The sequence below is a fragment of the Bradyrhizobium sp. BWA-3-5 genome (assembly GCF_032917985.1).
Lineage (GTDB): Bacteria > Pseudomonadota > Alphaproteobacteria > Rhizobiales > Xanthobacteraceae > Bradyrhizobium.
The window spans coordinates 1,036,660-1,057,023 of sequence record NZ_CP136626.1 but is presented as its reverse complement, the minus strand read 5'-3'; the positions used below and the strand labels follow the sequence as shown (position 1 = coordinate 1,057,023).

16 protein-coding genes and 2 pseudogenes are annotated in these 20,364 nt (G+C 58.5%); 10 read left to right on the top strand and 8 right to left on the bottom strand.

The window, feature by feature from the left end:
• Nucleotides 1–580 precede the first annotated feature (580 nt).
• Nucleotides 581–2,515, top strand: a complete 1,935-nt coding sequence (locus RX331_RS05075) for an alpha-1,4-glucan--maltose-1-phosphate maltosyltransferase (RefSeq protein WP_317255537.1) — start codon at nucleotides 581–583, stop codon at nucleotides 2,513–2,515.
• 5 nt (nucleotides 2,516–2,520) lie between these two features.
• Nucleotides 2,521–4,086 carry a putative maltokinase gene (locus RX331_RS05070; RefSeq protein ID WP_317255536.1) on the top strand — a complete coding sequence of 522 codons (1,566 nt, stop codon included), beginning with the start codon at nucleotides 2,521–2,523 and terminating at the stop codon, nucleotides 4,084–4,086.
• Here the strand turns inward: RX331_RS05070 and glgX are convergent.
• The gene (glgX, locus tag RX331_RS05065; protein ID WP_317255535.1) at nucleotides 4,083–6,314 is read right to left on the bottom strand and encodes a glycogen debranching protein GlgX; all 2,232 of its coding nucleotides are present in this window, start codon (nucleotides 6,312–6,314) and stop codon (nucleotides 4,083–4,085) included. The two genes, RX331_RS05070 and glgX, sit on opposite strands and share 4 nt — an antisense overlap.
• A 766-nt stretch (nucleotides 6,315–7,080) precedes the next feature.
• Between glgX and RX331_RS05060 the strand changes: the two genes are divergently transcribed.
• Together RX331_RS05060 and RX331_RS38675 are read left to right on the top strand one after the other, a co-directional pair.
• The gene (locus tag RX331_RS05060) at nucleotides 7,081–7,575 is read left to right on the top strand and encodes a DUF4142 domain-containing protein (RefSeq protein ID WP_317255534.1); all 495 of its coding nucleotides are present in this window, start codon (nucleotides 7,081–7,083) and stop codon (nucleotides 7,573–7,575) included.
• 146 nt (nucleotides 7,576–7,721) lie between these two features.
• The gene (locus RX331_RS38675; protein WP_410708249.1) at nucleotides 7,722–8,408 is read left to right on the top strand and encodes a DUF6894 family protein; all 687 of its coding nucleotides are present in this window, start codon (nucleotides 7,722–7,724) and stop codon (nucleotides 8,406–8,408) included.
• Between the two features lie 400 nt (nucleotides 8,409–8,808).
• Here the strand turns inward: RX331_RS38675 and RX331_RS05055 are convergent, their stop codons facing one another.
• Nucleotides 8,809–9,030 carry a hypothetical protein gene (locus RX331_RS05055; protein WP_410708126.1) on the bottom strand — a complete coding sequence of 74 codons (222 nt, stop codon included), beginning with the start codon at nucleotides 9,028–9,030 and terminating at the stop codon, nucleotides 8,809–8,811.
• A 370-nt stretch (nucleotides 9,031–9,400) separates the two neighbouring features.
• Here RX331_RS05055 and RX331_RS05045 point away from each other — a divergent pair.
• Nucleotides 9,401–11,058: pseudogene (locus tag RX331_RS05045) on the top strand (helix-hairpin-helix domain-containing protein).
• Nucleotides 11,059–11,125: 67 nt separating this feature from the next.
• On the opposite strand, the gene RX331_RS05040 reads toward RX331_RS05045, so the two are convergent.
• Together RX331_RS05040 and RX331_RS05035 are read right to left on the bottom strand one after the other, a co-directional pair.
• The gene (locus RX331_RS05040) at nucleotides 11,126–12,271 is read right to left on the bottom strand and encodes a DNA topoisomerase IB (RefSeq protein ID WP_317255531.1); all 1,146 of its coding nucleotides are present in this window, start codon (nucleotides 12,269–12,271) and stop codon (nucleotides 11,126–11,128) included.
• 128 nt (nucleotides 12,272–12,399) lie between these two features.
• Entirely contained in the window at nucleotides 12,400–13,455 is a 1,056-nt protein-coding gene (locus tag RX331_RS05035; protein ID WP_317255530.1) for a Ku protein, read from the bottom strand.
• A 1,101-nt stretch (nucleotides 13,456–14,556) separates the two neighbouring features.
• On the opposite strand from RX331_RS05035, the gene RX331_RS05030 reads away from it, so the two are divergent.
• Nucleotides 14,557–14,778, top strand: coding sequence for a hypothetical protein (locus tag RX331_RS05030; RefSeq protein ID WP_317255529.1), 222 nt, complete (start codon nucleotides 14,557–14,559; stop codon nucleotides 14,776–14,778).
• A 618-nt stretch (nucleotides 14,779–15,396) separates the two neighbouring features.
• Here RX331_RS05030 and RX331_RS05025 read toward each other — a convergent pair.
• Nucleotides 15,397–15,945 carry a DUF488 domain-containing protein gene (locus tag RX331_RS05025; RefSeq protein WP_317255528.1) on the bottom strand — a complete coding sequence of 183 codons (549 nt, stop codon included), beginning with the start codon at nucleotides 15,943–15,945 and terminating at the stop codon, nucleotides 15,397–15,399.
• A 366-nt stretch (nucleotides 15,946–16,311) separates the two neighbouring features.
• On the opposite strand from RX331_RS05025, the gene RX331_RS05020 reads away from it, so the two are divergent.
• Nucleotides 16,312–16,539, top strand: coding sequence for a hypothetical protein (locus RX331_RS05020; RefSeq protein WP_317255527.1), 228 nt, complete (start codon nucleotides 16,312–16,314; stop codon nucleotides 16,537–16,539).
• 169 nt (nucleotides 16,540–16,708) lie between these two features.
• Here the strand turns inward: RX331_RS05020 and RX331_RS05015 are convergent, their stop codons facing one another.
• From RX331_RS05015 to RX331_RS05005, 3 genes are read right to left on the bottom strand one after another with little or no spacing between them, the layout of a single operon-like run.
• Nucleotides 16,709–17,320: a cell envelope biogenesis protein TolA gene (locus tag RX331_RS05015; protein ID WP_317255526.1), complete on the bottom strand. Its 612-nt coding sequence runs from the start codon at nucleotides 17,318–17,320 to the stop codon at nucleotides 16,709–16,711.
• Between the two features lie 24 nt (nucleotides 17,321–17,344).
• Complete coding sequence (locus tag RX331_RS05010) at nucleotides 17,345–17,542, bottom strand: hypothetical protein (RefSeq protein WP_317255525.1); 198 nt, start codon at nucleotides 17,540–17,542, stop codon at nucleotides 17,345–17,347.
• 20 nt (nucleotides 17,543–17,562) lie between these two features.
• The gene (locus RX331_RS05005; protein ID WP_317255524.1) at nucleotides 17,563–18,480 is read right to left on the bottom strand and encodes a Ku protein; all 918 of its coding nucleotides are present in this window, start codon (nucleotides 18,478–18,480) and stop codon (nucleotides 17,563–17,565) included.
• A gap of 208 nt (nucleotides 18,481–18,688) precedes the next feature.
• Here RX331_RS05005 and RX331_RS05000 point away from each other — a divergent pair, with 208 nt between their 5' ends.
• The 3 genes and pseudogenes from RX331_RS05000 (at nucleotide 18,689) to RX331_RS04990 (ending at nucleotide 20,256) form a co-directional block, all read left to right on the top strand.
• Entirely contained in the window at nucleotides 18,689–19,066 is a 378-nt protein-coding gene (locus RX331_RS05000) for a hypothetical protein (protein WP_317255523.1), read from the top strand.
• 17 nt (nucleotides 19,067–19,083) lie between these two features.
• Nucleotides 19,084–19,525 (top strand): annotated as a pseudogene (locus RX331_RS04995) (hypothetical protein).
• Between the two features lie 2 nt (nucleotides 19,526–19,527).
• Nucleotides 19,528–20,256, top strand: coding sequence for an SOS response-associated peptidase (locus tag RX331_RS04990; protein ID WP_317258016.1), 729 nt, complete (start codon nucleotides 19,528–19,530; stop codon nucleotides 20,254–20,256).
• Nucleotides 20,257–20,364: the final 108 nt, after the last annotated feature.

The window sequence follows — 20,364 nt, the reverse complement described above, 5'->3', positions numbered from 1 at the left end:
CAGCCGTAACAGTTTCCAATCAGATCGCCTGGACCTTGTTCCAGTTCCGTTGAGGCTGCATTCAGGAAGTGAATTGCCATTGGGATCGATACAGGAAAATCAGCGGGCACCGGTCGTTGGGGTGACAAACCGCCTCCTGGAGAGCGCTGGTGCGCCGATCGCTTCTGCGTCTTTGACCTTTCGCCGACGTCGCTTCCGTCCTGATAGCTGTCCGCATGGTGGAGCATTCAAACCGATCTGTTTGTTCGGATCGGTCGTAGCAGACGCTCAGAAATGCTTTTCCTTGCGCTGCGTCCTTGCTCAGTTCGAACAGTAGATGTGCAAGCGTGGAGGTTCAGAGAGGAACGTTTCTTTCCGTACGAATCAAATCAAAGCTTGGCGGCTGATTTCTCCAGAGGAGCCCCCCAAGGCCGTCAGGTGCGGCCCTAGCTATGCCCCGTCAGAGGCCCCCGATGGCGCGGAAGCTAAACCAAGAACTCTCTAAATAGTTCCATCCAGCTCTTCCCAAGGGGCAGGAACTAATCCGGGGCATCCAGCATTCGTACGTATGTCTTGATGCTGCCGCGTTGCCATCACCGCCATGAGCGCTCCTGTAAAGCAGGCTTTTCATATCGAGGAGATTTTCCCCTCAATTGATTGCGGCCGCTTTCCTGTCAAAAGAATCGTGGGCGAGACCGTCGAGATCTGGGCAGATATTTATCGCCACGGTCACGATGTCGTTGCCGCGGAATTAATATGGCGCCGCGAGCCCGATTCCGATTGGCAGCGGACCGCCATGATTCACCATGGCAATGACCGCTGGGTGGGATCCTTCGTGCCTGAGCAGACCGGCCGCTACAGCTACGCGATTGAGGCCTGGACTGACGAATTCGCGACGTGGCGCCATGGCTTTGAACAGAAACGCAAAGCCAATGTGGCCACCGAAGTTGATGCTATGGAAGGAGCTTCCTTGCTTACGCGCGCCTGTCGCGGTGGTCAGGAAGCCACAGCAAAGATTGCGCGTGCATGCGAGAGCTTCTTGCAGTTGGGCAAGTGCGAGAGCCTGCTCACCGATGACCTTAAGAAAGCAATGGCCGAAGGGCAAGATCGGCCGGATCTCACCCGATCGAAGCCGCTGTCGCTCGTCGTCGATAGGCCCAAGGCCCGCTGCAGCTCCTGGTACGAAATGGTGCCTCGCAGCCAAAGCCCTCAGCCAGGACAACATGGTACCTGGAACGATTGCATCAATCGTCTTCCCGACATCCAGGCCATGGGCTTCGATGTCATCTATTTGACGCCCATCCACCCGATTGGACGCACGAACCGCAAGGGACGCAACAATTCGCTCAAAGCTGACGATGGTGACCCGGGGAGCTTTTACGCGATTGGCTCAGATGAGGGCGGACACGATGCCATTCATCCGGAGCTCGGAAGCCTGAATGAATTTAGGCGGTTTGTTGCGGCATGTGCGGCCACCGGCATGGAGGTTGCGCTCGACTTCGCTATCCAATGTTCACCGGATCACCCCTGGCTCAAGCAGCATCCGGAATGGTTCAAACGCCGTCCAGACGGCTCGATGAAATACGCGGAGAACCCCCCAAAGAAATACGAAGATATCGTGAATGTCGATTTCGAGTCGGACGATGCTGAAGGGTTATGCCGAGCGTTGCGCGATGTCGTCCTGTTCTGGGTCTCGCAAGGCGTCAAGATCTTTCGTGTCGACAACCCCCACACCAAGCCCTTTCGATTTTGGGAATGGCTGATCAAGGAGGTGCAAGCGCGAGATCCTGACGTGCTTTTCCTCTCGGAGGCATTCACCAGGCCCAAAGTGATGAAGGGGCTTGCCAAGCTCGGCTTCACGCAGTCCTATACCTACTTTACGTGGCGCACGGAAAGATGGGAGATCGAGCAATATGTGAACGAGCTCGCCGGCTACCCTGAGCGCGAGTTTTATCGTCCCAATTTCTTTGTTAGCACGCCCGACATCCTGCCGTACCACCTTCAGCGCGGCGAGCCATGGATGTTCAAGACGCGGCTTGCGCTGGCTGCGACATTGTCGAGCAACTACGGCATCTATAACGGTTTCGAACTTCTTGAGCATGAGCCGATACCGGGCCGCGAGGAATATTTTAATTCCGAAAAATACGAACTGAAATGCCGCGACTGGAACAAGCCCGGAAATATCAAGCCCTATATCGCCCAGATCAATCGCATCCGGCGCGAAAATCCGGCACTGCAACAGACCTCCGCGATCCGGTTCCTGCCCGTGGAGGACAACTCAGTCATCGCCTACGTCAAGCATTCCGCCGATCAGACAAACGTGGTTGTGACGATCATCTCGTTGACGGGCGGTTTCCGCGAATTCTGGCTTCCACTCGGTGATGTGCAGGTGCGGCTAGGCAGCGGCGACTTGAAGCCGGTGACCGCGCTCGAAAACCTGAAATCTGGTCCGACCTCGCCCGTCACCCATGGCGGTATGCGGCTTTGGATTGATCCCGTGCACGATCCCGTGCTGCTTTTTCGGTGCTTGGGCTAACGGAGATGGGCACGGCCGGTGAACGCCTCGCATTTTTGGAAATACCGGAAGGTTCTTCATGGGTGGCAAGTAGCGAGGTAACCGCAGCTCTCGAAAGACGGTTTCTTCCGACCTATCTCGCCAAAGCCAGGTGGTTCCCCGGCAACTCTGAACGGCGGATAAAGCCAAAGATCATTGCAAGCCTTCCTTTCGCCGCGGATTCAACCACCTTCGTCATTATCGAGATCAACCATCGTGCCCGCTATTTCCTGCCATTACGGGTCGACTGGTCCGCTGAAGCGGGTCCCGAGCTGGACAAATCCATCGTGGCTCGCTTGCATCAAGGCGATCGTGAAGGACTGCTGTGCGACGTCGCTGCGAACCCGGCTTTCATCCTACGGCTCCTTGATCACCTTCGGCGGGAAGCTTCCATTGCCGGCTCGGGTTGGCGGCTCGACTTCAAGCCCACAAGCAAACTCGGGAGCCAGCCACCGAACACTCCATCCCGGATCCGCGCCATTGCCGGCGAGCAATCCAACAGTACGGCGCTGGTTGACCAGGACTATGTGGTCAAGCTGTATCGCCAAATCGAGCCCGGCCAAAACCCCGAAGTGGAAATGGGACACTTTCTGACCGAGGCGGCGAATTTTCCGCATACGCCTGCGCTGCTCGGCCACCTCGAGGCTGCTCATACTTCCACGAGTTATGCCCTTGGTATCGTCCACGCATTTGTGCCGAACCGCGGTGATGCCTGGACCTGGTCGGCCGAGCGCCTCAGCATTTACCTCGATTCAATTGCGGAAGGCTCTGAAGAACGCGACAGCGCGATCACCGCACGGCGGGATTACCTCCAGTGGGTACGGCGTCTGGGATGTCGTGTGGCGGAGATGCATCGCTCCTTGGCAAGCCGCGATGATGTACTTTCGTTCAAGCCTGAGCCGATCGACGAAGGTGATCTCGATTTCTGGATCGGCGATGTCATGGAGCGCTCGGCTCGCATCTTTGAGAGGCTGAAGGGATCGTCGCTGGATATGGACGACCGCCCTCTCATGGAGCGCCTGCTTCAGTTCAAACCCAGACTGCATGATTACGCAGCTGACCTCATCCGTCCTTCGCTGGGCCGCTGCAAGATACGCCATCACGGCGATTTGCATTTGGGCCAGATACTTGTAGCCAATGAGGACGCAGTCATCATTGACTTCGAGGGCGAGCCCAGCCGACCCTTGGCAGAGCGGAGGCGCAAGGCTCCCGCTGCGCGAGATGTCGCAGGTGTGTTGCGCTCACTGGATTACGCCGCCATGGCCTCGAGGCAGCAAAGGCAGAAATCAGAAAAACTCAACCCGCCGACGTCTCGAGCGCTACTCACTTGGCGCCAACAGTCCACAGACGGCTTTCTGAGCGCTTACCAGGAAGCGATGGGCGCCTCGGTGCTGTGGCCCGACCGCGTCGAAGATACGAAATCGATGTTAAACTTCTTTTTGCTCGAAAAGGCGCTCTATGAGGTCGAATATGAGCTTTCCTACCGGCCGGCTTGGATTTCCGTTCCATTGCAAGGCGTCCTGCGCGTTCTCGAGGAAGGAGGCGCGGGCTAGACCGTAAGTGGAAACTCGGCAATGTCCATGATGGCACTAAGCCCCTGGCGGAGCCGTCGCGTCATGGTCTCTTCCGTCGCGAGGCCGAGCGCCAGCATTGATCGACCAGCGGCGTTTAGGCGGTGACCAAAAGGATAAACCGTCACCGTCACATCGGGTGCATGCGTATCAATGAGCCCGGCCCAGGCCCGGCCCTGTGGCACTTCGGGCAACACGAATTCCACTAAATCATGATGCGCGTTATAAATAAGCAGCAGCGTCGCATCCGAGCCATGCCGTTTGACGCCGGTTTCTTGCGCTCTTCCGTCAAGCAGCATACCGAAACATCGCGTGGCCGGATTGTCCCAATCCTCGGTTGTCATCTCCCGGCCGCTCGGAGCGAGCCAGCTTACGTCCTTGACGTCCAAATCTTCATTGACGTTGCCGATGACAAACCTTGAACGATGCAGGATTGGAAAGGCCTGCCGTGTCGCGATCAACTTGCGGACGAATTCGCGCAAGGCCCGGCCTTCGGCCGAAATCCCGAGCCAGTTTAGCCACGTGGTATCATTGTCCTGGGCATAGGCATTGTTGTTGCCACGCTGGGTGTGACCAAACTCGTCACCCGCGAGGATCATCGGGGTCCCGTGCGACAGCAGCATCGTCGCGAGAAGATTGCGTTTTTGCTGCTCGCGAAGCTTGGTGATCTCTGGATCAGAGGTCGGCCCTTCCGCGCCGTGATTCCAGGAGTGATTGTCCGAGTGTCCGTCGCGATTATCTTCGCCGTTGTCCTCGTTGTGTTTATCATTATAGGAAACGACATCGTTTAAAGTGAACCCGTCATGCGCCGTAACGAAGTTGATCGACGACCATGGCCTGCGGCCCCGCTTGTTGAAGAGGTCGCCCGATGCGGTGATGCGCCGCGCAAATTCGGGCGCCATGCCTTCATCTCCTTTCCAAAAGCGCCGCACCGCATCCCGGAATTTATCATTCCATTCCGCCCATCCAGGGGGAAATTGGCCGACCTGATAGCCGCCCGGTCCTATATCCCAGGGCTCGGCGATCAGCTTGACTGACGAAAGGACCGGGTCCTGCCGGCAGGCATCTAAAAAGCCGCCGCCTTCATCGAAGCCGTAGGGCTCCCTCGCGAGAATGGTTGCAAGGTCGAAGCGGAAGCCATCCACGCGCATTTCGGTCGCCCAGTACCGTAGGCTGTCCGCGACCATCTGGAGCACGCGCGGGTGCGACAGGTTTACCGTATTTCCAGTGCCGGTATCATTGATGTAATAGCGTTTTTGATCCGGAAGCAGGCGATAATAGCTCGCATTATCGATGCCCTTGAAGGACAGCGTTGGCCCGAGTTCGTTGCCTTCGGCAGTGTGATTGTAGACAACGTCAAGAATCACCTCGATCCCATGGGCATGGAATTGATTGACGGCTTCCTTGAACTCATTCGCAAACGGCGTCTTGAGGTAGCGCGGCTCGGGCGCGAAAAACGCAAGCGAATTATAACCCCAATAATTTCGCAGGCCCTTATCCGCCAGGTAACTATCATCCACAAAAGCATGGATAGGTAGAAATTCAGCGCTCGTGATTCCAAGCGCACGAAGATAGGCAGGGATATGCGGATCGCAAAGTCCGGCGAAGGTCCCGCGGTCGCCTTCCGGCACAAGCGGATGGCTTTGGGTAAAGCCTTTGACATGCATCTCATAAAAGGTGGTGCGATCCCAGGACACCTCAGGCTTTGCCGCACGGCCCCAGGTGAAGGCGGGGTCGATCACACGACATTTTTGCATAAGGCGCGCGCTATCGCGTGAATCGAAGGACTTGTCTTTTTCTGAGTGACCGAGCTCATAACCGAATAATTCCGGCCCCCAGCGCAGCGCGCCCACAAGCTGCTTCGCGTAAGGATCAATCACCAGCTTGTTGGGATTGAAACGGTGCCCCGCATCTGGCTCGTAAGGGCCGTGGACCCGGTAGGCGTAGACTGTACCAGGACGTGCGGTCGGTATGTAACCGTGCCAGACTTCATCGGTGTATTCGGGCAGCTCGATGCGTTCGATCTCTTTCTTCCCACCATCATCGAACAGGCAGAGCTCGACTTTCGTCGCATGAGCCGAAAAGAGCGCGAAATTAACTCCAAGGCCGTCCCAGGTCGCTCCAAGCGGAAAGGGCTTACCTTCCAGCACCGGGGAATGCCGAAGGCTTGCAGCCGTCAGGGCCAGCTTCTCAACCTTGAGCTTGCTCATGAATAATCCCGGCCGCATCCGTGCGACGGCCGCTTTCACCTAAGCAGTAAAAGCACCATCCATGCTTTGGTTCCAGCCAGCCACGAGTCGCTCGGGTTCGAAGCGGCTCTTTCAAACTTTCGCATTTTAACGATCCAAAGAGTTTATAGCTCTTCGATGCTAGGCGTTGTCGGGTTTGGAGGGGATCCGAAGCTATCCGCTACATTTTACAGCGAACGCTACGGCCGGCGTACCCATGAGCTAAAGGCGTTCGCAGCCGCGCCGCCAACTTACGCAGCATGGGACGCTGCGAACTAAGTCAACTTCGCGACGCTTCGCCAAACTGGTCTGGATGAAGCTTAGCCTTCTCTTCCTCGTATTTCCTAATGAGGTCAGCGACAGCTTCGCGCGTTAGCTCGTCATTGGTTGAGCTCTCTAATCTGCGACACGCTTCAATCTTATAGTCCAGCTCGCGGCACAAATCGCACATGCGAACCTCCCGTACCGCGGCGGGGCACACATGTGTCCAGCCGGGCTTCTGTCGGCCTCTTCAGTTGGTAACCATGATTTCTCTGCGCGGCACGCTCCAGATCACGCGCTCGCTGGCAAAAGGGCCTTCGGTCAGGAAGAACCCTCTTCATTCGAGCAAGTTCCCGCGTCACTGCCGCAACGCCCAGGGTTATGGGGCATCATCAGCAGGTCTTGATACAGCCCGGCACGCAAGAGTGGAACGACCCTCGACGATCTTTATTTGACGGCCACACTAACAATCACAAGGATACGTCTCATGAAGATTGCAACAGTCACTTTTCTGATGCTGCTTCTTGCAACTTCCGCCTCCGCTGCGGAAAAGGCCAACCAGTCCTTCCTGAAGAAAGCCATTCAAGGCAACTACGCCGAAGTCGACATGGGGAAGCTGGCTCAACAGAACGGCCAGAGCGACGATGTGAAGAGCTTCGGCAAGATGCTGCAAGCCGATCACACAGCAGCAAATGAGAAGGCCATCGATGTTGCAAAGTCGATGGGCGTGACGCCGCCGGACGGCCCAAATGCCAAGCAGAAGGCTGACTACGAAAACATGTCAAAAATGTCTGGGCCACAGTTCGATCGCGATTTCGCAACTCATATGGTCGCCGACCATCAGAAGGATATTGCAGAGTACACTAAAGCGTCAAAAAGCGCCGATCCTGCTGGGGAGTACGCGAAGGGGAATATCCCAGTCCTGCAGAAGCACCTAGAGACCGCGAAGTCATTGACCTCAAAGAAGACCTCGAGCAGGTAGGACGACCTTTGTCCTCGCCAACGACAGGGTGCGACCTGCTTTCCGAGAAAGAGAGAACCGAAGGTGTTGCCGCCACAGGAAAGTCGGTCACTTCCCGAAGGAGCGATTTCGAAAGAGACTGCAAGACTCAAGTAAAGACATCTTTGATGCGACTGCATTGCCACAGTGCGACTGCTTCAGCGGAAATGTCCGAAAGCGCACAGACGGTTAGAGCAAGCAGCGGCGCCGCGTTCGTGGGCTCATCGAGAGTCTCTTCCAGCCTCGATGAGCCCGTTTGTCGGCGTAAAGGTCACCGCGGCTATTCGACGGCTCTGTCGTCGGAAGATCTACCTGGGTCGCAGCCTGGTCGCCGGTACGTAGGATCCCTTATCAACTCATTTCAGAGCCGGATAGATAAAGCCCCCTCAGCTGACAATGCACTCCAGCGGTCGAAAGTCGCGACTTCAACGCGACCATCGGATGCGAATTTCTCCATCTCGGAAGACCATATTCGGTCGCTGCGCACGTCAGGGGCAACATTTGTTATGGACTCGGATCAGCATCCGCCCCACATCCCGCAATTCGGAGCAAACATACCCTCCGACGTCTCACTCTCCGAGCAAGAACAATCCTCTATGCCACGTTACCACTTTGATTTGGTAGACTCGAAGACTGTCGCTGACGAGGGTGGTCAGTGGCTCCCCGATAATGATACTGCACAAAGAGTGGCGAAACAGATCGCGCAACGGCTATGGGAAGATCGTCCGCAACTTAGAAATCGCAGTTTCGCGATTTTGGTTACGGACGAGGACGGCGAGCGGGTTGCTTGGGTCCCCATCGATCCCCCTCACTAGCAGACGAAACCTGCCACCGGACCAAGTAGACTTTCTATTGATCACTCGGGCCGTGTTGTTGGTCTTGCTTAGCCGTACCGGCCAGCGTGATCGTAAAGAACATCTTCTCCTCGCACGGTCTGGATCTTCTTGGCGGGCCCTCAGTGAGAAATGTTCAACACTCTCGATACATTTTGCGCGTTGCAAACGCCCGTTCAGAAACGCAGCAGCCCCAACATGAAGAGCAGTGCGACCGTGACGAGGGCCGAGATCAGCAGCGAACCTAAACAGCCCAGACGGTTCGAGAAAAAGAAGAACATGTTCGCGGTGAGGCTGCGTTGGATCTAGTTCACACCGCTATCCAAAACCGGCCAATTCTGAAACCGTTCCCGGCAACGCCGCCGAGCCTTCCTGACGCTTGTCAGTCGTCGACCAGGGTGCCGATCAACTGGAGTAAAGCCTGCTGTTCGGGACCGTTGGCGCCAACTCGAAGGAATTTTCCGATTTCGATCAGGGACGCGCGTCCCCCGGAGCTGGCATTCGGCTCGTGCTCCACCTTCGCGACACCCGATTGCGTATCGCGGACCAGCCGCCAGACGTCGCCGTTGGCACTTTCGTAAAGAACTCTTGTCATGCCTTTCAACCAGGTGATCTCCGGGGGGTTCCTGGCGCGGCGGCCGGAAGAACAAAAATCCCCGATCGACGTTGGATCCGTATGTCTGACGCGTTTCATTATTTCCGGGCCCATGCTGTCCGAGCCATTTGCAAGGCTCGGGCAATGCCCGTCGGGCGGATGAGGCAACTTCAGATCGTCGCAGCAAGAATCTATCACCTTCTGACGAAGGAAGCCGCGTACGGCCCGAACCTACATCAGATGGATGACTTTCGGGCGGCACAAAAGCTCGAGAAATCGCTCGATTGATGGGCTCGGCAAATTTGTCAAGGGAAGCTGCGCAAGCGAAGAATTGGGTCCGCCGCGGAATGGAGGTGTCCGGCGGAAGACGAGGTGAGTGATGGTTGCCGACGGCCAGACGGTCGCAAGGCTGCTGCGGGAGTATGCGCAGCGAACCGCTTTGCGCGGCGGCAATCCATATCGTGCAAAGGCCTACTCCCGTGCGGCGGACAGTCTTTCCGCACTCCGGTCCCTCTCCATGTGCTCGTCGACGAGGGTCGCCTCACCGAAATCCCTGGCGTGGGAGAAGCTAACGCCGACATTATCACAAAGCTGTATCGGACGGGCGCGCATCCAAGCCTGGAGAAGCTGCGCAAGGAGATCCCGGCGGGCGTCCTTGAGATCCTGACGGTACCGGGCTTGCGACCCGAGAAGGTGGTTCGACTTTACAAGGATCTCGGCATTACCTCCCTTGCGGAACTTGAGGCCGCGGCCAAAGACGATCGCATCAAGAAGGCGAAGGGACTCGGCGCCTCTTTGCAGACGAAGATCCTGCAGAACCTGACCATCGCGAAGAGCGGAGAAGGTCGGCTGCATCTGCACCGCGCAGCCGCCCTCCTTGAGCACGCGGAGGCATCGCTTCAACAGGCCCGGCTCGGCCTGAAGCATGTCACTATCGCGGGCGATTTCAGGCGCGGGTGTGAACTGGTGGGCGATCTCGCTCTCGTCGCCGAAGCGCCCGATGTGGAGGGCGGGCCTACTGCTCTGGGGTCGGACAGGCTCACGGTGCACTTCACGGACCGGAAGCACTTCGGCGCGATCCTGCTTCACGCAACAGGATCAAGGGATCACCTCGAGCAGCTTCGGGTGCTTGCCGAGGATAAGGGGATGAAGCTTGAGGCGGACGGGCTTAGAAAGGGTCGGCGCCTGCTGGCTGCGAAGGAAGAAGAAATATATGGTGCGCTCGGCCTTCCATTTGTCGAGCCGGAGCTTCGCGAAGGGCGCGGCGAAATAGAGAATGCGCTGAGAGGTATGCTCCCGAAATTAGTCGCCGACCACGATCTGCGTGGGATCCTGCACTGTCATACCAATGCCTCTGACGGCACCGAGACGCTTGAGGCAATGGCGAGCGCCACTCGCAAGCGGGGCTTTCAATATTTCGGCGTGGCTGATCACTCGCAGTCAGCGCATTACGCAGGCGGACTCTCACCTGAGGAGATCGACGCACAGCACCGCGAAGCCGACCGGCTCAACAAAAGCTTCGGCAAGGAATTCCGGATCCTCAAGGGCATCGAGTCCGATGTCTTAGCCGACGGCTCCCTGGACTACCCGGATGAAATTCTGAGTATGTTTGACTTCGTGGTCGCAAGTATCGATGGTCGCTTCAAGCTGGATAAGAAAGAGCAGACCGCCCGCCTACTCCGCGCGATCTCGAATCCACGCACCACGATCCTGGGTCATATGACCGGACGCCCAGCTGATGCGTCGTCCGGGCTACGACATCGATATCGAAAAGGTACTGCGCGCCTGCGCAAGATACGGCGTGGCTGTCGAAATAAACGCCCATCCCTGGAGGCTCGATCTCGACTGGCGATGGACCAGGCTGCACTCGATTTTGGTTGCATGTTGAGCATCAATCCGGATGCTCACTCGATCGCAGAGCTGGATCATATGCACTGGGGCGTCGAGATGGCTCGCAAAGGCGGCGTACCAGCGGATCGGGTATTGAACGCTATGAGCCTGCCACAGCTTATGAAACATCTGAAGCGCCGTCGGTAAGCGATCTCTCTCCCACCCATATGTCAGGACACGTGCATGGAGAACTTTTCGCTGACTACGGTCCAACTCAAGCAGCGTGCGCCCGCCGCTTGCTGGGCGATTCTGTGAGATCGGTCCGTTCCGACCGCTCTGCTTGTCTGGCGAGCCTGCCGCGGAGTAGCGCGAGCACGGCTGCTTCCTCCGGTTTCATATTCTCGACGGCGCTCCGAAGCTCATTCTCGACTTTTGACTTGATCTCAAGGACCAAATTTCCATCCATATAAGAGTTAAGTACCTCCGGGTGGATGTAGCACTTCCTGCAGATCGTAGGTGTGTTGCCGAGCCGCGCGGAGACTTTTTCGATTGCACTGCGCAGATTGCGCTTGGCCTGTGCGGCGTTGTCGAAGCTCTGAAGTTCGCTCAGTGTCATGGCGGCCAGCACCGTTCCCGCCCAGGTTCGGAAATCCTTTGCGGTGATATCTTTTCCAGTGATTGCCTTGAGATAATCGTTCACGTCGGTCGACGTGACGTCCTGGCAATTACCTTGCTCATCGATGTATTGAAGGAGTTCCTGTCCAGGGAGCTCCTGACATGCCTTGATGATCTTGGCGATGCGCCGGTCTCGTATGCGCAGCGACCATTGTTTGCCACCTTTGCCCGTGAATCGAAAACGAACCTCGTTTCCCTCGACCGCCGCGTGCCGGTTCTTCAACGTCGTCAGACCGTAGCTATTGTTCTGTCGGGCATAATCGTCATTGCCTACGCGGATCAAGGTGGTCTCCAGGAGATGCACGACCGTTGCCAGAACTTTTTCACGCGGCAGGCCGCGCAATGCCATGTGCTCGCGCACTGTTTCCCGAATGGAAGGAAGTGCGTCTGCAAAAGCGACCACCCGCTCATACTTTGTGCTCTCGCGCACTTCGCGGAACCGGGCATGGTAGCGATATTGCTTACGCCCTTTCGCGTCTCGGCCGGTTGCTTGAATATGGCCATCTGGAGACGGGCAGATCCACACGTCGGTCCATGCTGGCGGGATCGCGATGGCCTTGATCCGCTTCAGCGCGTCTGATCCGGTCAGCTTCGAGCCGTCGGGTCGTACATAGCTGAACCCCGTGCCCGCCTTCTTGCGTCGAATTCCGGGCCGTTCGTCGGACACGTATCTTAAGCCAACAGATTCGGCCGCATCCCGCGGGTCGACGATCGTCTGCGCAGCGTCGGGTGAATCGACTAGCAATACGCACCTCCTGGGGATGAACTTTCCTGACGGGGGGCGGTTCCTAAGGAAGCGTAGCGAGCCAAGCTGCCGGCCTGATTCCGAGATCAGACAAGCCGCAGGTGAGCTCTGGCCCAAGAGATCGGCTGTCACGCATGATCGCATTTGGTACCGGTTCTGCGCCGGCGCGCGTCGCGCCCCGCAGTGGCCGGCTTTCCGGAGCGGCCACGGGTAGCAGGCTTTGGCGAGCGCTCCGCCGCGAGGCTTCGCCGGAGCGCATCCATAAGGTTGACGACGTTCTCGCGTGAGGGTTTGACTGTAGGTATCTTCGCAGGGCGTTTCGCCTGCTTTTTACGCAGGATTCGCACGAGCGCGCTGCGATAGTGATCTTTCAGCATACTGGGATCGAAATCGGCCGATTTTGTCCGGATGATGTGCTGCGCCAGCTTCATCATTTCGGGCGGAAGCTTCATCTCGGGAATCTCGCTAAAATATTCCGAGTCGTTTCGTACCTCGTGCGCGAAGCGCAGCGTTACGCCGCGAAGGCCTCGGCCCATCGGCTCAAGCAGAAACGGCCGCTCGCGTGAGGACAGCACGATGCGAGCCAAGCCGCTAACGGCCTCCCGGCTCATTGCATCTCGGATCACCGCAAAAGATTCCTGGCTGATCTCCTCGCGAGGCAGGATGTAGTACGGCTTTTCGAAATACCGCGCATCGATCTGCCCGGCCGGAAGGAAATGCTCGATTTCGATTGTGCGCGTATTCTTCGGCCGTTGGAAAGTGACGGCTTCCTCGTGCGCCTCCTCTTCATCATCATAGTCGCCGGCGCCCTCTTTGGCGGCCTCGTCGTAGAGGTTGGCGGGGACGGTTGGCGGGCTTTCACGGTGAGGCGGCGTGACGAGCTCCACCTCCCCTGGCGCCCGTCGCTGAGATCGCGCCTGCTCAAGATCTCGGTCCTCGACCAGTAGAAACGCGTTCTCGCCGACCTCATAGCCGCGCGCCTTTTCGGCAGCGTCTACGGCTTCTCCCGTAACGGAATCGATGAGCTTCTGTTTGAGGCGATAGCCTGTTCGCCGGTTGACCTGACGAAAGGAGATCCGCTCCGCCGCCGAGATTGCGGGGTAGAGCGCGATAGGGCACGACACGAAGGACAGTTTCAGATAGCCCTTCCAGTATGCTCGGGATGCCGGCACCGGAAACTCCAACGCAACAGGGTACAAGGGCCAAATGGCCGGGGAGTCAACGGACGTGAGGGGCTGAAGTTTCAGGCACACCTGCGTTCATAGCCGCAGGAATGCTACCGCTGGCCCTTTGGCGAAAAAGTTTCGTCCGATCCTGTCGAGCATGCGCTGCAGCAAGGCTTCCGCTACCAAAGGCGATATCACGCCCTTTGTCCACGTGCCGTTCACGGCGTCCGCCTGGCGGAGGGTCTGCTTACCCTCGGGTCCATCGCAAGCGCGGCTTGCAGTGGCGAATGTGGCTGGCTCCATTTGGACGAAAGAAAGGGATACGCAACACGACCCACGAGATCGCCACCGCTGGGGTTGAGCCAGCGGCGGCAGTTCGAACGAACCTCGCGGATGACCGCGATTGATCCTGATCTGGACTGTAATTTCCCGCGTGCGCTTCGGTACTCACTGGCAATGGCGCCTACCGAAACGCTTTCAAGCGCCGGTCGCCTTCCTCAGGTGTCCGTCCTAACATTATTGAACTCACCATCCGCCATGGAAATGGCGATGGCCCCACCCGTGACGCCACCTGGGACCAACGTACGCATATACGGGAGGCGCAGCGTACACTCGCGGTGCAGCATACACAGGGTATTCTTCGACTACGACACGCGGCGGCGGCACAACGACGGGCCGGCGAACGATGACTGTATCGGTGGTGACGGGCCCCGGCTCCGCTACAACGACGCGGGGCCCGGTTCTGGTGCTCTCGTACGTATGAGTTTCACGCTCATAGGTTGGACCGCCGCCATAGGGAGCTACGGGCAGATCGGAGGCCGCTGCTGGGCAGGCCATGGCCAGCGCGCTTGCAGCAGCTAAGATTGCTCTACGGATGTACATCTTTTTCCCTCTTCTGGTTCTTTGTCGCCCCAAGAGCAACGCGAAAGTCCCCCTGTAAGGTTCATGAACAACTACCGTCGATGCTGGATAGGCAAGCGGTTGTTTTAGCTCGCGTAGAGCTCTGGCCCCTCGCATGCCTTCTCAGGAAACTTCTAATAGGAACGAACAGACCGGTCTCACCTTTGTAGTACAAACGAAAATGCAGCATGTGATCAACCAGCCTCGAACGGGTGCATTATGGCAGCACAGATTGTGATGGATCAATCAGGTGACACACGGTTCTTCTTTAATCACAGTGACGCGACAGAGCTAGCGTCAGCAGAAAAGCGATTTATGGAATTGACTGGCGCGGGCTTTACTGCGGCCGTGCGCCTCGGACCGGGTGAATGCCGGGCCGTCAAAAGTTTTGACGGGACTGCTGAAGAGACGTTGTTCTATCCGCGCCTGATCGGTGGCTGACTGTTTGTCCGTGTTCGGCTTTGGGTCGATATTGCCTCAGAATCGCTCGCGTGTAAGAGCCATCAGAGCCCTGTTCATAAAACACGGCGCGGAGAACACCCCTGAAGGAAGGTCGCTGATTCTTCTGCGGAGGTGTCTGTCTCCAGAGCAGCTAAAGCAATTCGCCGCACGAGGCTACTTCGAGGTGACGGGTGGCGATAGCAAGAAACGTTATAGGATCCATGCTGGAGCATCGGTGAACGTGTGCGAGGTCGATGAAAAAGGCCGCCGACAGGAAGGGCTGTGCTTTATGCCAATCGGCTCTCTCCCATTAGGTGACGTGATGCTTGCTCAGAAGATCGCATTGGAGAGCTGTGAACGGGAGGTACGTGCGGTTGCCAATAGGTTTACTCCCGACAGCTATTATTTCCGGCAGCCCCGACGTCTCGGCTAAGCTGCGAACTCACCGTAGCGATGCTCGCCGGCATCGTCATCCAGCTTGGAGCTTGAGTTGGAAGGGCGCTCGCCTAGGCAGAGCCGGGGTGATCGGGCGGACGTCGCATACCCGAGCGATGATTGCCGTAGGGCGCAAACTTGAAGGCGGCGCGCTGCGATCATGGAGGTTAGCCGGCGAACAGGTCAGGCTGTGGCGGGCCGGTCGGCCGGATAGACCAGGAGATCGCTGCGCAGCGGCCAAGCCACTTCGTTGATGACCGCCGGCTCTATCTTCTCCGCCGAAAGGATATGAAACACCTGCTCCCCGGCGGCCAGCAGATAGTCGGTGATGATTCGCCGGTGGCAGCGCCACCACACCGTTTCGGCGCACATGATGGCGCAGCACTGCGTCTCGCCGAGGCAGCGCAAATGCGCAAGCCCTTCACGGAAGCGTTCGCCCATCGCGTAGTCGGCATAGTTGTGAAAACTCTCATTCGTCCAGAACTCATTAATGGTGGGCGCCACCTCCCGCACGCGGCTGCGCAGGCCCCCCAGCGCGGCCATGTGCTCATAGCTTATTCCGTGCGGCCGCAGAGAATCCGGCAGTGCCTCCCGATTGTATTGTGGTTTGGTCCGGGAACGCGGCACGGTGCGCACATCTCCAAGCAGGGTCACCTCGACGCTTTGCAAGAGGCAAACGAATTCAGCGAGCGGCCGTGTGCCATGGCCGATGGTATAGAACGGGTGCGCCATCACCAGATCTCTCCTCTTCAGTTGAACGCGCTGAACCGAAGTTGAGTTCGCCTCCTACATGAACGGGAACGTGCTCGGTCATCGCGCATTGATCCTGTCCCGAAGAGGATGCCGATGAGCGATCAACTAGAACTGGCAACCGCGATGCTGGCGATCACCCTCTCCGCCGTACTGCTAGTGACGGGCTCGTTCCATCTGGAAAGACTTGGTACGGATGAGGCGCGCAGCCCGGGCGCGGCTTTGGCCCGACAAGCGGGTACGCGAGAGGGACTTGATATTCGGCAGGTTAGCGAACGGAATCCGTACATGAGGTCGGAACGGTAGAAATTCGGCAGCGGCGCGGTGCGACGCAAGAAAGGACTGAAAATGCGGAAGCTGGTTTTGATCGCCTTGTTGCTCGCATTGGACAATTCGGCGAGCTTAGCGCAAGGCCACATGGGCACGCCCCAGGAGCAGAAGGCCTGCTCCCGCGATGCCTCGCGCCTCTGCAGGAAGCAGCTAGGCAACGACATGGCGGTGCAGCAGTGCCTCCAGCAGAACCGGAGCAGGCTCGGGTCCGCCTGCCGGAAGGTTTTCGAGAGCCACGGCATGTAGGGAGCGAGCACCGAACGCGAGGTTCTTCACGTCTCCGCAGCGAGAACGAGGCGCTTTCGACCAATTCGGTGGGATTCCGCGGCCGGCAGCTCGCCGGAACAAGCCTTCGCCGGGACCTGAACGTGCTGGATCCGATCGGGACACCTGGCCGCAGTGCCCGTCCCTGCCTTTAGCTTCGCGCGCGCCGCAGCGCGGCTTGCAGCTGCTCTCTCTCCTGTTCCCATCTATCGTTTTCGGCCCGTGATCGCTTCTCGAGCGTCTCCATTTCTGCCTCGATAGAAGCGGCCCTTTCGGCGTGCTCGCGTTCGGCCTTGTCCAGGGCCGCCTGCGCTTTCGCCGTCGCCTTGTCGCGACGTTCGCGATCCTTCTGCCGAGCGGCCTCTTCTCGCCGGCGCTCGGCTTCCCGGCGCCGCTGCTCCTTCTCGAATTCGGCTGCGGCATTTCGGGCCTCTCGTTCGCTGATCTCGGGAGCAGCCCGCTTTGCCGGCTTCCGCCGGTCCTTTTTACGCCCAGCTCCGTTCTCACCGGACCCCAGCTCGGTGGGTAGATCTGAGTGCTCGGCAAAACGCCCGCTCGATCCCGCCGGCCGCTTGAGCACCACGCCAGGCTTGGACATCGTCGCGGCGACCACGTCCGGATCGTCGGTCTCCTTGGCGATGCCTTGATGAAAGAGATTGCTGCCGGCTCCCCACGCTTCGAGAGCGGCCTTCATCGAAGGCGCAGCGATCGCCAAATCGTAGAAACCCAGTGAGGTCTGGAAGGTTTTCAGCTTCCTTGCCATGAAGCGTTTTGGCCCAGCCCGTCTCTAGCGCCGGCGTGCGACCCAGACGCCCAGCAGGAATGCGACAAAGAGCGACTGCAACGGGGCCCTGACGGTCACCTGGCGCAGCCAATCCGTCCAGCGAGCTGCGGCATCCGACGAGGTTGGCCTCGCAGTGATCCCGTCTTGATCGTTCACAAGCCCGGAGGCTTCAGTCATTGCCGAGGCTTCTTTCATATCCATGCGGCTCTCCTACTCTGGGTTCAGGCCGACTTGCGCTGCGGCCTGGCTGCCGGCTTCTTCGCCTCGGGCTTTTTGCCGGCGATCGGCATCAACATTTCCTTCTGTCCGGCTGCCGCCTTGCGCGACTTTTTCACCGGCTTCTTCGTGGCCTTCGTTTCGGCCGCAGCCCCGCCGACGCTTCGTCGCAGCGCTTCCATCAGATCGACCACGTTCTCGCCACGCGGTCGCTCCTTTGGCGTGATCGGCTTGCCGGCACGCTTCTGGTTGATGAGATCGATCAGGGCCGTTTCGTACTGATCCTCAAACTTCTCCGGCTCGAAGCGTCCAGACTTCTGGTTCACGATATGCCTGGCGAGATCCAGCATGTCCTTCGTAACTTTAACGTCCTGGATGTCGTCGAAATACTCCTGTTCGGAGCGCACTTCGTAGGGATATCGCAGGAGCGTCCCGAGCAGCCCTTTGTCCAGCGGCTCAAGCGCGATGATGTGCTCGCGATTGGTCAACACCACACGGCCGATCGCGACCTTGTTCATCTCGCGGATGGTCTCGCGGATGACCGCGAAGGCGTCGTGGCCGACCTTTCCGTCCGGACGCAAATAGTAGGGGCGGATCAGGTACCGGGGATCGATCTCGGACTTCTCGACGAACTCGTCAATCTCGATGGTGCGCGTGGACTCCAGCGCGACCTCTTCGAGCTCTTCCTTGGTCACCTCGATGAATTGGTCTTTTTCGAGCTGGTAACCCTTGATGATATCCTCGTTCGGCACTTCCTCCCCGGTGTCCGCGTCAACCTTGAGGTATTTGATGCGGTGGCCGGTCTGCCGATTGAGTTGGTTGAACGAGATTTTCTCGGACTCCGAGGTGGCTGGATACAGCGCCACCGGACACCTGACGAGGGATAGACGCAGAAAGCCTTTCCAGTTGGCGCGGGGGGCCATGTACGCAGAACTCCGTTTCGGGGCAGCTCGGATTCAAGACGATCGAAAGAGGCTGGTTCCGACACGCCGGCCTGTTTGGAATTGTTAATTGGACAGGGCCGATCGCGCGACCCGAAAAAATCCGTCCCTGCCCTCCGTTAGTCGGACTCGACATTTGTTCTTGATATGTTCTAATTATGCCATGAATGATCGACCCGCGAGTTGGCGGATGCCCACCCCTAAACAAACGGAAAAGCTGGCCGCTTCAATTGGCAGAAAGGCAGTGGTGACACCCCCTCTCGGTCCGCAGGATGAGATGCCGGACGAATATTGGCGTGCCGTTCTGAACGATGCGGAAGTCGAAAGCAGATGTTCGGAACGATCGAGCGCAGGGCAGCGCCTTTCCGAAATCCCGCAGCATGTCCTGCGAGTGTACTGCCGCAGATGCGAGCGCATCGTCGAGATCCAGAAGGCGGACGCCATCCGCCTGTACGGACAGCAGGCCAGTTGGAGGGAGGTCGGGCAGCGACTGCTAGACAACACCTGCCAGAACCGGACTGGTCGCTACGAGGAAGACGGCTGCTGGCCGGCCTTCGAGCCCGTCTGAGCTCGGCGTCGTTTCGGATGGCTCCCAAGCATCACCCCACGCCTCTGTCTGGAGGAGATCGTAAAGAAGGAGCTTGGCAAGGCGCGAGCGATGACAGGAATTTTGGCCTCGCAATCGGACGAGCTGCGCGCCAAGGCGGATGCCCTGATACGCCAAGCCGATCGGCTCCTGGTTGAAAGCTGGAACGAGCGGATGTGGGCGGACGGAGAACCGATCGATCCCTCTCCGACCGTCGACCAGGCTATAAACGGCGGCTATCCTTGGCTCCAGATTGAGTGCTCGCGTTGTAAGGCGCCGAGCCAAGTCGATCTCGCTGCCCTGCCCCATCCACCGACAACCTTCGTTCATGATCTCGCCGGCAGGCTGCGCTGCCAGAAATGCGCCAAGGCGGGCCGGCGCCCCTCGGCGACGCTGCTGCAACTAACCCAGCGGCCGCGCAACGTGCCTCCGGAGGACTGACCGTGTGCAATCTCTATTCGATGACCAAGAACGTTGACGCGATCCGTCGCCTGTTCAGCGCGCTCAACAGTCGCGTTGGCAACCTGCCTTCAATGCCCGGCATCTTTCCGGACTATCCGGCCCCGATCGTTCGCAACGCACCCGAGGGCCGTGAGATCGTCATGGCTCGATGGGGCATGCCATCCTCCCAGCAGGCGCTCCTGGACGCCACCAAGAAGCGAGCCCAGAAGCTCGAGGCGAAGGGTAAGCCGGTCGATTTCAAAGAATTGCTGCGTATGGAACCGGATAGCGGCACCACCAACATCCGAAACGTGGGCAGCGCGCATTGGAAGCGGTGGCTCGGGACCGAGCACCGTTGCCTGGTCCCCTTCACATCATTCAGCGAGTACGACACGATCGATGGCAAGAAGGTGCCGGTATGGTTCGCTCCGGACGAAAGCCGCCCACTGCAGGCGTTCGCCGGCCTCTGGACGAACTGGACCAGCATCCGGAAGGCCAAGGAAGGAGAAGTCACGATCGATGTCTACGCCTTCCTGACCTGCAAGCCGAACGCCGAGGTGGAACGCGTCCATCCGAAGGCGATGCCGGTGATCCTGACCACAACGGAAGAGTACGATGTCTGGCTGCGCGCCCCTTGGGACGAGGCCAAGGCGCTCCAGCGGCCATTGCCGGACGGGGCCCTGAAGATTGTTGCGACCGGCGAAAAGGAAGATCCCGCGCTGGCCGCCTGACATTTTTGCACGGGCGGACGGAACACGTGGAAAAGTAATAGTCATGCAATTCGGAATCTCTGACCTGTGTTAGCAGCCCGGAACGACGGCGAGGCGTGAGGATTCGCC

Bases quoted from the DNA above. Each gene is read 5' to 3' on its own strand.
- RX331_RS05075 (WP_317255537.1), top strand. From the start codon at position 581: ATGAGCGCTCCTGTAAAGCAGGCTTTTCATATCGAGGAGATTTTCCCC.
- RX331_RS05070 (WP_317255536.1), top strand. From the start codon at position 2,521: ATGGGCACGGCCGGTGAACGCCTCGCATTTTTGGAAATACCGGAAGGT.
- glgX (WP_317255535.1), bottom strand. From the start codon at position 6,314: ATGAGCAAGCTCAAGGTTGAGAAGCTGGCCCTGACGGCTGCAAGCCTT.
- RX331_RS05060 (WP_317255534.1), top strand. From the start codon at position 7,081: ATGAAGATTGCAACAGTCACTTTTCTGATGCTGCTTCTTGCAACTTCC.
- RX331_RS38675 (WP_410708249.1), top strand. From the start codon at position 7,722: ATGCGACTGCATTGCCACAGTGCGACTGCTTCAGCGGAAATGTCCGAA.
- RX331_RS05030 (WP_317255529.1), top strand. From the start codon at position 14,557: ATGGCAGCACAGATTGTGATGGATCAATCAGGTGACACACGGTTCTTC.
- RX331_RS05025 (WP_317255528.1), bottom strand. From the start codon at position 15,945: ATGGCGCACCCGTTCTATACCATCGGCCATGGCACACGGCCGCTCGCT.
- RX331_RS05020 (WP_317255527.1), top strand. From the start codon at position 16,312: ATGCGGAAGCTGGTTTTGATCGCCTTGTTGCTCGCATTGGACAATTCG.
- RX331_RS05015 (WP_317255526.1), bottom strand. From the start codon at position 17,320: ATGGCAAGGAAGCTGAAAACCTTCCAGACCTCACTGGGTTTCTACGAT.
- RX331_RS05010 (WP_317255525.1), bottom strand. From the start codon at position 17,542: ATGGATATGAAAGAAGCCTCGGCAATGACTGAAGCCTCCGGGCTTGTG.
- RX331_RS05005 (WP_317255524.1), bottom strand. From the start codon at position 18,480: ATGGCCCCCCGCGCCAACTGGAAAGGCTTTCTGCGTCTATCCCTCGTC.
- RX331_RS05000 (WP_317255523.1), top strand. From the start codon at position 18,689: ATGCCCACCCCTAAACAAACGGAAAAGCTGGCCGCTTCAATTGGCAGA.